This is a genomic window from Bradyrhizobium sp. CB1015 (assembly GCF_025200925.1).
Taxonomy (GTDB): Bacteria; Pseudomonadota; Alphaproteobacteria; order Rhizobiales; family Xanthobacteraceae; genus Bradyrhizobium.
Window position 1 is genome coordinate 7950001 of sequence record NZ_CP104174.1, and the last position, 14984, is coordinate 7964984.

Here is a 14984-nt window from a genome sequence, read left to right on the forward strand (position 1 = left end):
CAGGTAAAACCAACTCCCATGGTGTGACGGGCGGTGTGTACAAGGCCCGGGAACGTATTCACCGTGGCGTGCTGATCCACGATTACTAGCGATTCCAACTTCATGGGCTCGAGTTGCAGAGCCCAATCCGAACTGAGACGGCTTTTTGAGATTTGCGAAGGGTCGCCCCTTAGCATCCCATTGTCACCGCCATTGTAGCACGTGTGTAGCCCAGCCCGTAAGGGCCATGAGGACTTGACGTCATCCCCACCTTCCTCGCGGCTTATCACCGGCAGTCTCCTTAGAGTGCTCAACTAAATGGTAGCAACTAAGGACGGGGGTTGCGCTCGTTGCGGGACTTAACCCAACATCTCACGACACGAGCTGACGACAGCCATGCAGCACCTGTGCTCCAGGCTCCGAAGAGAGGGTCACATCTCTGCGACCGGTCCTGGACATGTCAAGGGCTGGTAAGGTTCTGCGCGTTGCGTCGAATTAAACCACATGCTCCACCGCTTGTGCGGGCCCCCGTCAATTCCTTTGAGTTTTAATCTTGCGACCGTACTCCCCAGGCGGAATGCTTAAAGCGTTAGCTGCGCCACTAGTGAGTAAACCCACTAACGGCTGGCATTCATCGTTTACGGCGTGGACTACCAGGGTATCTAATCCTGTTTGCTCCCCACGCTTTCGTGCCTCAGCGTCAGTACCGGGCCAGTGAGCCGCCTTCGCCACTGGTGTTCTTGCGAATATCTACGAATTTCACCTCTACACTCGCAGTTCCACTCACCTCTCCCGGACTCAAGATCTTCAGTATCAAAGGCAGTTCTGGAGTTGAGCTCCAGGATTTCACCCCTGACTTAAAGACCCGCCTACGCACCCTTTACGCCCAGTGATTCCGAGCAACGCTAGCCCCCTTCGTATTACCGCGGCTGCTGGCACGAAGTTAGCCGGGGCTTATTCTTGCGGTACCGTCATTATCTTCCCGCACAAAAGAGCTTTACAACCCTAGGGCCTTCATCACTCACGCGGCATGGCTGGATCAGGGTTGCCCCCATTGTCCAATATTCCCCACTGCTGCCTCCCGTAGGAGTTTGGGCCGTGTCTCAGTCCCAATGTGGCTGATCATCCTCTCAGACCAGCTACTGATCGTCGCCTTGGTGAGCCATTACCTCACCAACTAGCTAATCAGACGCGGGCCGATCTTTCGGCGATAAATCTTTCCCCGTAAGGGCTTATCCGGTATTAGCACAAGTTTCCCTGTGTTGTTCCGAACCAAAAGGTACGTTCCCACGCGTTACTCACCCGTCTGCCGCTGACGTATTGCTACGCCCGCTCGACTTGCATGTGTTAAGCCTGCCGCCAGCGTTCGCTCTGAGCCAGGATCAAACTCTCAAGTTGGACTTGAACTTTGAACCGGCTGATCACAACGTTTGACGAGGTCCCACCATTATCGACCGAAGTCGATGTGCTGCCCGCGATTCACATCGCTGGCAACGATGGTGTTTCCTTTAAAACGTGTACCGCCGAAGTCTTTCGTCCGGTCTCGATCAGAAAAGCCGAAGCTTTTCAGAAGCGAGACCCGCAAGGACTCCGCCGTCCACGTTTCTCTTTCTTCATCTTCACTTGTCAAACAGCCCGAGACCGGAGAGGTCTCAACCTTCCTGAGAGGAAGGGTTCCGACACCCTTACCGACGATGGATGAACTCCAACCGACTGGTGTCGGCTGTTGTGTCACTCAACAAGGTGAGGAGCATCAGTGGCGCGTTCGCTCGCCTTGGTCAGTGACCCGGCGGCGCCGCGCTCAGTGGTTGGGGTTATAGGCCCCACCTTCCGGCCTGTCAACGCCAATCGTCAACAAATCGTCGCACAGTGGACCAGCACAAAAATTCGAGTGTTTCCAACCTATTAGCGAGGCAAGGAGCGCGACGACAGGACCCACTCGGGAAAAAATCTGAAAAAAAGTTTGCCCGCCGGCGGGCTCCGGAGGGCGCCTTGGGGACCCTCCCGGCGGCCTCACCGGGGCCGTTCCTCAGTGCTCCCACCACCCTGGGCAGGCGCGCCGTCCCAAGGGCTGACGGCCCCCCAAGCGAGACGCTCGCTCCCGCGCCTGGATGGGGCCTTATCCCCACTCGGGACCGAGCTCCGCCATGGTCGGACGGGGCTTTTACGGCCCGGCGTTCAGTAAACTTTTTCCATATTTGGCGCCGTACTTGAGCCACAATCCCGCGGCGTTCTGATAAGAGACAAGCTTGAATCGCGGGGATGCCTGTGGGGGCTGCCGGCGATTTTCATGGGGTCAGAGGAAGGCGATCTTGCAAATGACGCGACCTTCCTTCGGCATTCGAAAGACATCGAGAGAGCTTTACCCGTCCAGCTGTTCGTAATTTCGGCCGGCCCCATCAAGGGGCTTTCTGGGCGCGGACAGTTGTGCGGCTTGCCTTTTCCGGCGATCCCCGTTCAAGAGGGCAGCCGGGGACAGGTTCGAAACCGGGCATCTTGGGTCGTTGAGTTGGGGGACTTGGGTTGAACCACAGGACGTCACGCGGCACTTACGGGCGTGAGACCGGGATCATCGATCTCGGCCACGAGCCGCCGCTGTCCGTCGATGGTTCTGAAGCCGCCGTGATCGACCGCCGCCGCGTCTCGGTGCAATGGTTCAGCGGGACAATTTTGACCGGACTCTGCGGCGCAGCCCTGATCGGCGGCGCCGTTTTCGCTTCTCTCGACGGCGAGATGACCTTCGCCAAGGTGCCGGAGCGGGTCGAAGGCGCGCTGCGCGGAGCATTCGGCGCCGCCGATCGCGCCGCCACGCTGCACAAGAGCGACCGCCTGCCGCCGCCGAGCGAATCCACCGCCTCGCGCAACGTCATGCGCGTTTCGACGGTCGCCCGCGTCGGCAACCGTGACGTGATGCGGGTGCGTCCGTTCGTGCGGATTGCCGGCAATCTGTCGATGACGACGAGCGATCTGTCGGCGAAGATCCCGCCGTTCAACGCCCAGCGCCTGCTGACCGATGTCGGCTCCGACCCGAAGACGGCGTCCGACGATCCCAACAATCCGGAAGCCGTCGAGCCCGACGCCGAAGTGTCCTTCGTCACCAAGGACCTGTCGCCGGTGCTGCCGAAGGCCAAGATTTCCGCGGTGGTGGCGCTCGACGACATCCTGATGCGGGTGCGCGATGCCGCCAATTGGCGCGGCAATGGCGGGGTGCGCTACGCCTCGCTGGCCAACGCGGCCGCCGACATCTCCGGCGCAACCGGTCCCTCCGACATCAGAACCGCCTACGCCGCCGAGGTCTCGCCGTCGGATCCCTATGCCGGCTTCGAGACGCGCGTGGTGCCGGAAAACGTCACGCTGCTGCCCAAGACCAAGGAGCAGATCACCGGCGGCAATCCCAACGGCGAACGCGTCCACATGGTCAAGAAGGGCGACAGCGTCGCTTCGGTGCTGCGCGATCTCGGCGCCAATGCCGACGAGATCAGGGCGATCACCGCAACGCTCGGACCGCGCGGCCGCGAGGGCGGCCTGAAGGAAGGCGAGAAGCTCCGCATCCTGATGGCGCCCGCGAGCCCCGGCGCCCGCCTGCAGCCCTATCGCGTCGTGGTTGCAAACGACACTATGGTGGAAGCGATCGCGGCGCTGTCCGATCTCGGCAAATACGTCGCCGTCGACGTCTCCAGCATGAACACCGTCACTGATACTGCAGCTAACGCCAGCAGCGACGACGACGATGACGATGACGGCTCCGGCGTGCGGCTGTACCAGAGCATCTACGAGACCGCGATGCGCAACAAGGTCCCGATGCCCGTCATCGACGACATGATCAAGATCTACTCCTACGACGTCGATTTCCAGCGCAAGGTGCAGCCTGGAGATTCCTTCGACGTGTTCTACGCGGGCGAGGACGAGGGCGTGACGTCGAGCGAGAAGAACGAGGTGCTGTTCGCCTCGCTCACCGTCGGCGGCGAGACCAAGAAATACTACCGCTACCAGAGCCCCGACGACGGCCTCGTCGACTATTACGACGAGTCCGGCAAGAGCGCGAAGAAGTTCCTGGTCAGAAAGCCCGTCAACAACGCCATCATGCGCTCCGGCTTCGGCGGTCGCCGCCACCCGATCCTCGGCTACGTCAAGATGCATACCGGCGTCGACTGGTCCACCAGCTACGGCACGCCGATCTTCGCCTCCGGCAACGGCGTGATCGAAAAGGCAGGCCCCGAGGGCGGCTACGGCAAGTACATCCGCATCAAGCACGCCAACGGCTACGAGACGGCCTACGGCCATATGTCGGCCTTCGCCAAGGGCATGGAGGTCGGCAAGAAGGTGCGGCAGGGCCAGGTGATCGGCTTCGTCGGCTCCTCCGGCCTGTCGACCGGCCCGCACGTCCATTACGAGATCCTGGTCAACGGCCGCTTCGTCGATCCGATGCGCGTGAAGCTGCCGCGCGGCCGTTCGCTGGAAGGCCCGATGCTGGCAAGCTTCGAGAAGGAGCGCGACCGGCTCGACGGCATGATGAGCGGCCGCGGCGGCGCCATCGCCCGCATGTCGGACGCCACCGGGGGGCCGCTGCAGGTCACCAACCGGTAAGCCGGCAACCCGCCGGCATTTTCAAACAGGATTCCAAACGAGAACGCTGCGCAGCGAGGCCGCTTCGCGGCGTCACAACGTCAAGTTTCGTTTGCCAAAGCCGCAGGACGGGCGAATACTTTCCAAAAAATGGGAGGTCACGCCATGAAGAGCAGGCTCGCCTGCGCAGCCCTGGTCGCTGCGCTGTTCTCCACAACGAGCGCATCGGCCGATGGCTGGGAGGTCACCAAGCTGGTGCCGGGCTCGGCGTTCCACGGCGTGCACGGGCTCGGTGTCGACAAGGCCGGCCGCCTGTTTGCCGGCAGCGTCGCGGGCGCTGCGCTCTATGAGGTCGACATTGCCGGCGGTAGCGCCAAGGTTGCAATCCCGGCACCGGTCGGGATGGCCGACGACATCGCGTTCGCACCCGACGGCACCATGGCTTGGACCGGCTTCCTCGCCGGCGATCTCTATGCGCGCAAGGGCGACGGGCCGATCAAGAAGCTCGCGAGCGGCCTGCCCGGCATCAACTCGCTCGCCTTCCGCAAGGACGGCAGGCTCTACGCCACCACCGTGTTCCTCGGCGATGCGCTCTACGAGATCGACGTCGAAGGCATCAAACCGCCCCGCCAGATCATGGAGAAGATGGGCGGCCTCAACGGCTTCGAGTTCGGTCCGGACGACAAGCTCTATGGTCCGCTCTGGTTCAAGGGCCAGGTCGCAAGGGTCGACGTCGACAAGGCCGAGCTGAGTGTGGTCGCCGACGGCTTCAAGGTCCCGGCCGCCGTCAACTTCGATTCCAAGGGCAACCTCTTCGTGGTCGACACCGCGCTCGGCCAGCTCGTCCGGGCCGATCCCAAATCGGGCGCCAAGACCATGGTCGCGCAGCTGAAGCCGTCGCTGGACAATCTCGCCATCGACGACAAGGACCGCATCTACGTCTCCAACATGGCCGACAACGGCATCCAGGAGGTCGATCCCGCGACCGGCCAGGCCAAGCAGATCATCATCGGCAAGCTCGCTCTGCCCGGCGGCATCGGCGTCACCTCGGAGAACGGCAAGGACACGATCCACGTCGCCGATGTGTTCGCCTATCGCACGGTGGACGGGGTGACCGGCGAGGTCACCGAGAAGGCGCGCATGCACGCTGCCGACGTCACGCTCGAATATCCGATGAGCGCGACGGCAAAGGGCAACGACGTGATCCTGTCGAGCTGGTTCACCGGCACCGTGCAGGTGATCGACGGCAAGACCGGCGCGACGCGCGACATGCTGCACGACTTCAAGGCCCCGCATGACGCGGTCGTGCTCGCGGATGGCAGCATCCTGGTGGCCGAGCTCGGCACCAAGTCGCTGGTCAAGGTGAGCGGCGAGCACGGCAAGGATCGCACCACGCTGATCGGCGCGCTCGAAGGCCCGGTCGGGCTCGTTCGCGGGAAAACCGACGAGGTCTACGTGACCGAGGCGTTTGCGGGCCTCGTCTCGAGGATCGACAGCAACGGCGAAAAGACCGTCATCGCCAAGGAGCTGAAGATGCCCGAAGGTATCGCAAGAGGTCCCGAAGGCCAGCTGATCGTGGCGGAGGTCGGGGCCAAGCGGCTGATCGAGATCGCACCGGAGAGCGGCAAGATCACCGAGATCGCCGCCAATCTCCCGATCGGCCTGACCGGCGCGCCCGGCGGCTTGCCGACACATATCCCCACCGGCGTCGCGGTCGGCGAGAGCGGCGCGATCTATGTCAGCTCGGATGTCGAGAATGCGATCTACAAGGTGGTGAAGAAGTAGGAGTGGCTTCCACGGGACTGGCCCGGGAACCGGCTCGCCGGTTCCCCGGTTAGACGCTGACGGACCCCAGCAGGAGGATCGCCCATGACGCGCCTCTCACGCGATGATGTCGTCAAGGCCGTGGACCGCGCCGACGACGTCACCATTGCCCAGATCATCGGAACAGGGGCAACGGCCGAGGAGCTCGCCGAAGCCCAGGCCTGGCTCGCCAACGACGAGCCGATGATTAACGATCTGCGCCCGCTGGCGCAGGGCCGGGTGCGCGAGCTGGTGGATATATTGTCGGAGCTGGAGGAGGACGAGGAAGACGGCGTCGAGCCGCGCTCCGCCTCGGCGCCCGGTAACTAGCGAGACAGCAAAACAAGACGCCCCGGAGAAGATGACCTCTCCGGGGCGGATTTCATTTCAGGCCTGAGCACCGGCGCTCAGTTCAACTTCCGCTTCGCCACCGGCGCCTCGAACTGCGTGATCTCCGCGGTCTGCGGCGCTTTGCCGTTGAAGGTCAGGACGTTGCCTTCGGACGAGATCGCGACATTGTCGCCGTCCCTGACGTCGCCGGCCAGGATCATCTCGGCGAGCGGGTCCTGGAGATAGCGCTGGATTACCCGCTTCAGCGGCCGTGCGCCGTACGCGGGATCCCAGCCCTTGGCGGCGAGCCAGTCGCGGCCGGCGGCATCGAGGCTCAGCACGATCTTGCGATCGGTCAGGAGCTTCTGGAGACGCGCGAACTGGATCTCGACGATCCGGCCCATCTCGCTGCGCTGCAGGCGGTGGAACAGGATGATCTCGTCGACGCGGTTGAGGAATTCGGGGCGGAAGTGCGCCCGCACCATTCCCATCACCTGCTCGCGCACGGCCGAGGTGTCCTCGCCCTCCGGCTGGTTCACCAGAAACTCCGAACCGAGGTTGGAGGTCATGATGATCAGCGTGTTGCGGAAGTCGACGGTGCGGCCCTGGCCATCGGTCAGGCGGCCGTCGTCGAGCACCTGCAACAGGACGTTGAAGACGTCAGGATGCGCCTTCTCGATCTCGTCGAACAGCACGACCTGGTAAGGCCGGCGCCGCACCGCCTCGGTGAGCGCACCGCCCTCGTCATAGCCGACATAGCCCGGAGGCGCGCCGATCAGCCGCGAGACCGAGTGCTTCTCCATGTATTCGGACATGTCGAGGCGGACCATCGCGGTCTCGTCGTTGAACAGGTACTCCGCGAGAGCCTTGGTCAGCTCGGTCTTGCCGACGCCGGTGGGGCCCAGGAACATGAACGAGCCGGTCGGCCGGTTCGGGTCCTGCAGGCCGGCGCGCGAGCGGCGCACGGCGGTTGCGACCGCACGCACGGCTTCGGCCTGGCCGACGACGCGCTTGCCGAGCTGCTCCTCCATCTTCAGGAGCTTCTCCTTCTCGCCTTCCAGCATCTTGTCGACGGGCACGCCGGTCCAGCGCGAGACCACCTGCGCAATGTGGTTGGCGGTGACCGCCTCCTCCATCATCTCGCCGGCGTTCTGCATTGTATTATCCTTGGCCTCGATATCCGCGAGCTGCTTCTCGAGCTGCGGGATCCGTCCATAGGCCAGCTCGCCGGCCTTCTGGAATTCGCCGCGACGCTGCGCGTTGGCGAGCTCGACACGAAGTGCGTCGAGCTCGGCCTTCAGCTTCTGAGCGTCGGAGAGCTTGCTCTTCTCCGCGCTCCAGCGCGCCGTCAGCGCCGCCGACTTCTCCTCGAGCTCGGCGAGGTCCTTCTCCAGCGTCTGGAGCCGGGTCTTGGAGCCGGGATCGCTTTCCTTCTTCAGCGCCTCCTGCTCGATCTTGAGCCGGATGATCTCGCGATCGAGCGAATCCAGCTCTTCCGGCTTGGAATCGACCTGCATCTTCAGCCGCGCCGCGGCCTCGTCCATGAGGTCGATCGCCTTGTCGGGCAGGAAACGGTCGGTGATGTAGCGGTTGGACAGGGTTGCAGACGCCACCAGTGCGGAATCGGTGATCCGCACGCCGTGGTGCTGCTCGTACTTGTCCTTCAGCCCGCGCAGGATCGAGATGGTGTCCTCGACCGAGGGCTCGCTGACGAAGATCGGCTGGAAGCGCCGCGCCAGCGCGGCATCCTTCTCGACGTGCTTCTGATATTCGTCGAGCGTGGTCGCGCCGATGCAGTGCAGCTCGCCGCGCGCGAGCGCGGGCTTGAGCAGGTTGGAGGCGTCCATCGCGCCGTCGCCCTTGCCGGCGCCGATCAGCGTGTGCATCTCGTCGATGAACAGGATGAAGGTGCCCTCGCTCCCGGTCACTTCCTGCAGCACCGCCTTCAGCCGCTCCTCGAACTCGCCGCGATACTTCGCGCCTGCGATCAGTGCGCCGAGGTCGAGCGCGAGCAGCTTCTTGTCCTTCAGGCTCTCCGGCACGTCGCCGTTGACGATGCGCAGCGCGAGGCCTTCGGCGATGGCGGTCTTGCCGACGCCGGGCTCGCCGATCAGGACGGGATTGTTCTTGGTCCTTCGCGACAGCACTTGAATCGTACGGCGGATCTCCTCGTCGCGGCCGATGACCGGATCGAGCTTGCCGTCGCGCGCGGCCTGGGTGAGGTCGCGGGCATATTTCTTCAGCGCGTCATAGGCGTTCTCGGCGGTCGCAGAGTCGGCCGTTCGGCCCTTGCGCAGCGCCTCGATCGCGGCGTTGAGGTTTTGCGGGGTGACGCCGCCCTTGGCGAGGATGGTGCCGGCCTCGCTGGTCTTCTCCAGCGTGAGCCCGAGCAAAAGCCGCTCGACGGTGACGAAGCTGTCGCCGGCCTTCTCGCCGGCCTTTTCGGCAGCGTCGAAAGTGCGGGCCAGTTCGGGCGCGAGATAGATCTGCCCGGCACCGCCGCCGGAGACCTTCGGCACCTTTTTGAGGGCGTCCTCGGTCGCCTTCAGAATTGCGCGGGAATTGCCGCCAGCGCGGTCGATCAGACCGGCGGCGAGCCCCTCATTGTCGTCCAGGAGGACTTTCAGGACGTGCAGGGTGGAAAACTGCTGGTGCCCCTCGCGCATCGCGAGCGACTGCGCGGACTGGATGAAGCCCCTGGAGCGTTCGGTATACTTCTCGATGTTCATCTTTTCTGTCCCTCGGCCTACCCTTGGGGCCCTCTTCAGGCACCCCAATACGGCATCTTCATTGGGTTTCCGCTGACCGCCTTGAGGTTTCTCAAGCGACAACGGCCGTCTTTCGCCGGCGTTGCTGCCGGCCTGAGCCAAATGTGGGAAGCGGGTTGCGGATGCGAAAGAGGCAACTTCACAATTTCGTGCGCGCGTGGGCGGGCTTGGCGGTGGCGGGCCGAATCCCTTAAGTAGCGGCATGACAGCCAGCCATACCGCCGAGATCACCGGCCTCTACCGCTACCCGATCAAGGGCCTGACGCCGGAGCGCCTGTCACGCGCCCCTTTGCGGGTGGGCCAGACCCTGCCGGCCGACCGCCGCTACGCCATCGAGAACGGCCCGAGCGGGTTCGACCCCGAGGCGCCCGAATGGAAGCCGAAAATCCAGTTTCTGATGCTGGCGCGCAATGAGCGGCTGGCCGAGCTCGACAGCCGGTTCGACGACGCCACTAACGTGCTGACGATCCGCAAGGATGGACAGATCGTCGCCAGCGGCGATCTCGAGACCGCCGCCGGGCGCGCCGCGATCGAGGCCTATTTCCGCGAAAACTTCCAGCCCGAGTTGAAGGGTCCGCCAAAGGTGCTGTCCGGCCGCGACCACAGCTTCTCCGACGTCGCCCGCAAGGTCATCTCCATCATCAATCTCGCCAGCGTCCGCGCCATCGAGACCATGCTCGGCGGCGTCGCCGTGCATCCGCTGCGCTTCCGCGCCAATCTTTACGTGAAAGGCTGGCCGGCCTGGTCGGAGCTCGACCTCGTCGGCCAAACCCTCGCGATCGGGCAGGCCCGGTTGAAGGTGATCAAGCGCATCGTTCGCTGCCCGGCCACCAATGTCGATCCGGAAACCGCCAAGCGCGATCTCGAAATTCCGCCCACGCTCTCGCGCCATCTCGGCCACATGGACTGCGGCATCTATGCCGAGGTGATCGCCGACGGTGAGATCGGCGTCGGCGATGTGGTGGCGGTGGAACAGCCGAGATTGGTGTGAGCCAACGCCGTCTCAACATACTCCGTCATTGCGAGCGCAGCGGTCGCGGTAGGGACGCTCATTGCTGAGCGCCCCCCGCACAGATCCGTACGTGCGGCTTTCCCGCATACGGCTCCCACCTCGGGTGAGTGACGGCGAAGCGTGTTCGGGGCCAAGGATGGAGGATTTGTGGCTTGGGGAGCAAGTCGGAGGCAAGCCGCGCAACCCGCTGCCACGTCGTGCCGTCGGTCTGGCTGCGGCGCCGAAGCATTCGCCTCCAGTGTTCGATGACGAAGTAGCGGAAGGCGGCAAGCGCTCGGCTGTTGGTCGGCACCGCATGGTAATTGAAGTACCCGGTGACGACCTGCCGCAGCCATTTGCCCTGTTCGAGCACCGACTGGTGCATGCGCCGTTGCAGCCCCTGCTTCACGGCTTGCAGCTTCGCCCGCATGCGATCCTTGCGAGACTTGCGCCTGATCTGGAACTTGCCTTGCCTGGATCGGCCGCAGATGAAGGTGAAGCCGAGGAAGCTGAAGGTCTCCGGCTTGCCGAGCCCGCGACGCCGGCGGTTGTCCTCCGCATGGCGTCCGAACTCGATCAGCCGGGTCTTCTCGGGATGCAGTGACAGCGCGAACTCCTTAAGCCGTATGCGCAGTTCTTCGAGGAAGTGCCGGGCCTCATCCTCATGCTCAAAGCCGACAATGAAGTCGTCGGCGTATCGCACGATGATCATGTCACCCGTGGCCTCGCGCCGTCGGAAGCGTTCGGCCCACAGATCAAGGGCATAGTGCAGGTAGATGTTGGCAAGCAGCGGCGAGATCACCGCCCCTTGCGCTGTCCCCTGCTCGCTGACCCTGACCGTCCCTTCTTCGAGGACACCCGCCTTGAGCCATTTGCGGATCAGGCGGATGATGCGCTGGTCGCCGATCCGATGCTCTACGAAGCGGATCAGCCATTCCTGGTCCACCGTGTCGAAGAACGCCCGGATGTCGGCGTCGACAATGAAGTTCACCTTTCTGCGCTCGATTCCGACCATGAGCGCATTCATCGCATCGTGCGTGCTGCGCCCGGGCCGGAACCCGTACGAGAACCCGAGGAAGTCTTCCTCATAGATCGCGTTGAGCACAGCGGCCGTTGCCCGCTGGACGATCTTGTCCTCAAGGGCCGCAATCGCCAGGGGTCGCTGCCGTCCGTCCGGCTTCGGGATATAGACCCGCCGCGACGGCTGTGGTCGATACGCGCCCCGGTGGATACGAGCATGCAGGTCCTCGAGATTGGCCTTGAGGTTTTGCTCATAGTCCCGCCACGTCACCCCGTCCGCGCCCGCCGCGGCATGCTTCTTCAGCGCGAAGAACTCCGCCGCGAGCAGGTCGGGATTGATGTGGTGGAGCAGCGCGGTGAACCTCTCCTTCTTCCTTTCCCTTGCCGTTCGCCGTATGCGTTCCAGCGCAGGTGTCACGCTTGTCCGGCTCGGCGTCCGGGACGTGCTTTGCTGGTCCGCATTCCCCTCGGTCACGGCCCTTTGCTCCACCTGCTCCTCCGCGGATCGCTCCGCTTCGTTCGCCGGCTTCCCAGCTACTACGGCCGCATCCGACTTCCCGCACCTGTTCATCATCGGCTTCGGCTCCTCGCCTTCCCGATGCGGACCTTGGAGGCTTGTTGCCATCGGCCAGATGCGGGACCTCCCAGGTTCCGACACGATCCCTTCCTGCGTGATGGGGTCTTCGACCACGGCAGAGCGTCAGTCCCTCGCATAGCGGGACCGCACATGTTGCCTTCGACGTTGCTTACCGTCTCGGCCTCTGCGAGTTTCTGTCTTTCGCGGCTCAATAGCCCACCCCACAGGATCGCTGTGTACGCTTCGCAGCCGCCGTCACCGGCGACCACGCAACACTCGCTACCGGGCGCCCGCTACGGCCTACCCGGACCGGTCTTCCACCGGCTGGATCGCGCCAGCTTCTCCTGGCGCACAAGCAATCCAGGAATGCATTTGCGGAAACAGTCTGGATTGCTTCGTCGCAAGAGCTCCTCGCAATGACGAGGCTCAATTCGGCATCACATACGCATAGATCCGGCCACGCGAGACCGGGGCTTCGCGGACGCGGTTGCCGTTGTTGCCGGAGATCATGATCGGATTGCCCTGCGCGTCGATGCCGGTGATGATGCCGACATGGCCGCCGCGGCCGCCGCGCGACATCACGGCGATGGCGCCGACCTGTGGACCGGAGATGCGCGTGCCGTAGCGCGCGAACGAGTTCGCCATGTCGGAGCCGGTGCCGCGATGTCCGGTGTGCTCCAGCACCATGTTCATGAAGCGCGCGCACCATAGGCTGCCGCGCCCGGTCGGATTGCTGCCGATATAGCGGCGCGCCTCGGACACGAGGCCCGATCCGCCACCGAAGCCGCCGCTTGGGACAAGCGCGTTGCCAGCCATGCCGCCATTGTTGGCGTTGGGATCGTAGCTCGCCTGGGTGTCGGCGAAACCGCTCGCCTGCAATTGCGCTGCGCTGCGCTCGAAGCGCGAGCTGCGGGCATGATGGCGATGATAATGATGTCTGGCGTGGTGCACGTCAGCGTGCCGTTCTGCGCTATGACGATGATGCGGCCGAGCCGAGGCCGGAGAAACGAACGCGGCGACCGCCGCGAAGAAGAGCGCCAGCGCGACAACACAACGCGACAGGCGATACGCAAACAACTCAACCATTCTTCATCCCTAGTTGACACCCCACTTCCCGCCGGCCCGTGCAATGGCCGACATCCGTTTGGCCGTTAAGCCGCCCGATGTGGCGAGAAAAAGACGCGACGTCGGCGAATAGCTGCGATGATTTTGTGTCCATGCTCGGCTGCTGCTGCCGCATTGCCGACAACAGAATTAACTGCGATCCTCGAACACGGCTTGAAACAGAGGGAAACGGTTAATGCCCCACGCCACGACCAGGGACGGCATCCGCATTTATTTCGAGGAGGCGGGCCAGGGAACGCCGATACTTTTTCTGCATGAGTTCGCGGCCGACTACACCAATTGGGAGCCGCAGATGCGCTACTTCTCGCGCGGCCATCGCTGCATCACCTATTCGGCGCGCGGCTACACGCCGTCGGACGTCCCTGGCGGCGAGGTCTACACTTACACGCATTTCTACACCGACGCGCTCGCCGTGCTCGATCATCTCGGCATCGAGCGCGCGCATCTCGTCGGCCTGTCGATGGGCGCCTATTCCTCGCTGCAGATCGGATTGAACGCGCCGCAGCGCGCGCTGTCGATGACGCTGGCCGGCATCGGCTCCGGCTCGGAGCTCGAGAACCTCGAGGCGTGGCGCAAGCAATGCCGCGCCAATGCCGAGCAGTTCGAGACGCTGGGCTCCGCCGAGGTCGCAAAAGTCACGCGCGAGGCGCCGAGCCGGATTCCGTTCCTGGTGAAGGACCCGCGCGGTCACGCCGATTTCTACGCCGCACTGGCGCGGCACGATGCCAAGGGATCGGCGCGTACCATGCGCGGATTCCAGGGCGGCCGTCCCTCGATCTACACGATGACGGACGCGATCAGAGGCGCAGCAACACCCGCGCTGATCATCTGCGGCGACGAGGACGATCCGTGCATCGGGCCGAGCCTGTTCCTGAAGAAGCACCTGCCTGCGGCGGGGCTCGCGATGTTTCCGAAGTCGGGTCACGTGCTCAATCTGGAAGAGCCCGCGTTGTTCAACGAGAATGTCCAGCGGTTCGTGACGCTGGTGGAAGCGGGGCGCTGGCCAGTGCGGGATCCGCGTTCTCTAGCGGCGCATTAGAGCGAAGGCGCCGCCAAACGCTCCATCTCGTAGCCCGGATGGAGCGCAAGCGTAATCCGGGACCTCGAGGGCGGCGCGACCTGCCCCGGATTGCGCTCCGCTCCATCCGGGCTACGGGAAACTACTTCCCTCCACCGCGGCTCAGCAAGAACACCGCCTGCTCGCCGAACATGTTCCACACCCACCAAGGCAGGTTCAGCGGCACCGGGCGGCCGTAGAGATCGAGCGCGACCGAGCGCTCCATCTTGACGTTGATCTCGTCGCAGAGCTGCACGAAATCCTTGATGGTGCAGAAATGGATGTTGGCGGTGTCGTACCAGGTCGCCGGCAGATTCTCCGTGCGCGGCATGTGGCCGCCGATCAGGAGCTGGAGCCGCATCTTCCAGAACCCGAAATTCGGGAACGAGACGATGGCGCGGCGGCCGATGCGCAGCAAGTTCTCCAGCACGACCTTCGGCTGCCGCGTCGCCTGCAGCGTCTGCGACAGGATCACGTAGTCGAAGGCATCGTCGGGATAATTGACGAGATCGGTATCGGCATCGCCCTGCACCACCGCAAGCCCCTTGGCGACACAGCGGTTGACGCCCTCGCGCGACAATTCGATGCCGCGGCCGTCGATGCCGCGGGTCTCCAGCAGCTGAAGCAGATCGCCGTCGCCGCAGCCGACGTCGAGCACCTTCGAGCCCGGCTTGACCATCTCGGCGACCAGCAGATGATCGGCGCGAAACTGGCCGGACGACGCGGTGGCAACGCCGTTCAGCGGGAGCACTTCCTGGACGGACATCG

At 63.8% G+C, this 14984-nt stretch carries 9 protein-coding genes and 1 rRNA gene (1 of these 10 running past the window's edge); 5 read left to right on the top strand and 5 right to left on the bottom strand.

Going from position 1 to position 14984, the window contains the following annotated elements:
* Positions 1-1377 (bottom strand): 16S ribosomal RNA (locus N2604_RS37245); it reaches 112 nt to the left of the window's first position.
* A gap of 1125 nt (positions 1378-2502) precedes the next feature.
* Between N2604_RS37245 and N2604_RS37250 the strand changes: the two genes are divergently transcribed.
* The 3 genes from N2604_RS37250 to N2604_RS37260 all read left to right on the top strand — a co-directional run bounded on the left by N2604_RS37250 (position 2503) and on the right by N2604_RS37260 (position 6678).
* Entirely contained in the window at positions 2503-4566 is a 2064-nt protein-coding gene (locus tag N2604_RS37250; protein WP_260372890.1) for a M23 family metallopeptidase, read from the top strand.
* 144 nt (positions 4567-4710) lie between these two features.
* Complete coding sequence (locus N2604_RS37255; protein ID WP_260372891.1) at positions 4711-6330, top strand: hypothetical protein; 1620 nt, start codon at positions 4711-4713, stop codon at positions 6328-6330.
* 84 nt (positions 6331-6414) lie between these two features.
* Positions 6415-6678 (top strand): hypothetical protein, encoded by a 264-nt coding sequence (locus N2604_RS37260; protein WP_035996955.1) that lies wholly within the window; start codon positions 6415-6417, stop codon positions 6676-6678.
* 77 nt (positions 6679-6755) lie between these two features.
* Here N2604_RS37260 and clpB read toward each other — a convergent pair whose 3' ends face one another.
* Positions 6756-9407, bottom strand: coding sequence for an ATP-dependent chaperone ClpB (gene clpB / locus N2604_RS37265; RefSeq protein ID WP_260372892.1), 2652 nt, complete (start codon positions 9405-9407; stop codon positions 6756-6758).
* Positions 9408-9648: 241 nt separating this feature from the next.
* On the opposite strand from clpB, the gene N2604_RS37270 reads away from it, so the two are divergent.
* Positions 9649-10437 carry an MOSC domain-containing protein gene (locus N2604_RS37270; protein WP_260372893.1) on the top strand — a complete coding sequence of 263 codons (789 nt, stop codon included), beginning with the start codon at positions 9649-9651 and terminating at the stop codon, positions 10435-10437.
* Between the two features lie 58 nt (positions 10438-10495).
* Here the strand turns inward: N2604_RS37270 and ltrA are convergent, their stop codons facing one another.
* On the bottom strand, positions 10496-12028 hold the full coding sequence (gene ltrA, locus N2604_RS37275) for a group II intron reverse transcriptase/maturase (protein ID WP_409241725.1): 1533 nt from the start codon (positions 12026-12028) through the stop codon (positions 10496-10498).
* Between the two features lie 432 nt (positions 12029-12460).
* Positions 12461-13120, bottom strand: a complete 660-nt coding sequence (locus tag N2604_RS37280; RefSeq protein ID WP_260372894.1) for a TIGR02594 family protein — start codon at positions 13118-13120, stop codon at positions 12461-12463.
* 214 nt (positions 13121-13334) lie between these two features.
* Between N2604_RS37280 and N2604_RS37285 the strand changes: the two genes are divergently transcribed.
* Complete coding sequence (locus N2604_RS37285; protein WP_260372895.1) at positions 13335-14198, top strand: alpha/beta fold hydrolase; 864 nt, start codon at positions 13335-13337, stop codon at positions 14196-14198.
* A gap of 121 nt (positions 14199-14319) precedes the next feature.
* Here the strand turns inward: N2604_RS37285 and metW are convergent, their stop codons facing one another.
* Positions 14320-14982, bottom strand: coding sequence for a methionine biosynthesis protein MetW (gene metW, locus N2604_RS37290; RefSeq protein ID WP_260372896.1), 663 nt, complete (start codon positions 14980-14982; stop codon positions 14320-14322).
* Between the last annotated feature and the right edge of the window lie 2 nt (positions 14983-14984).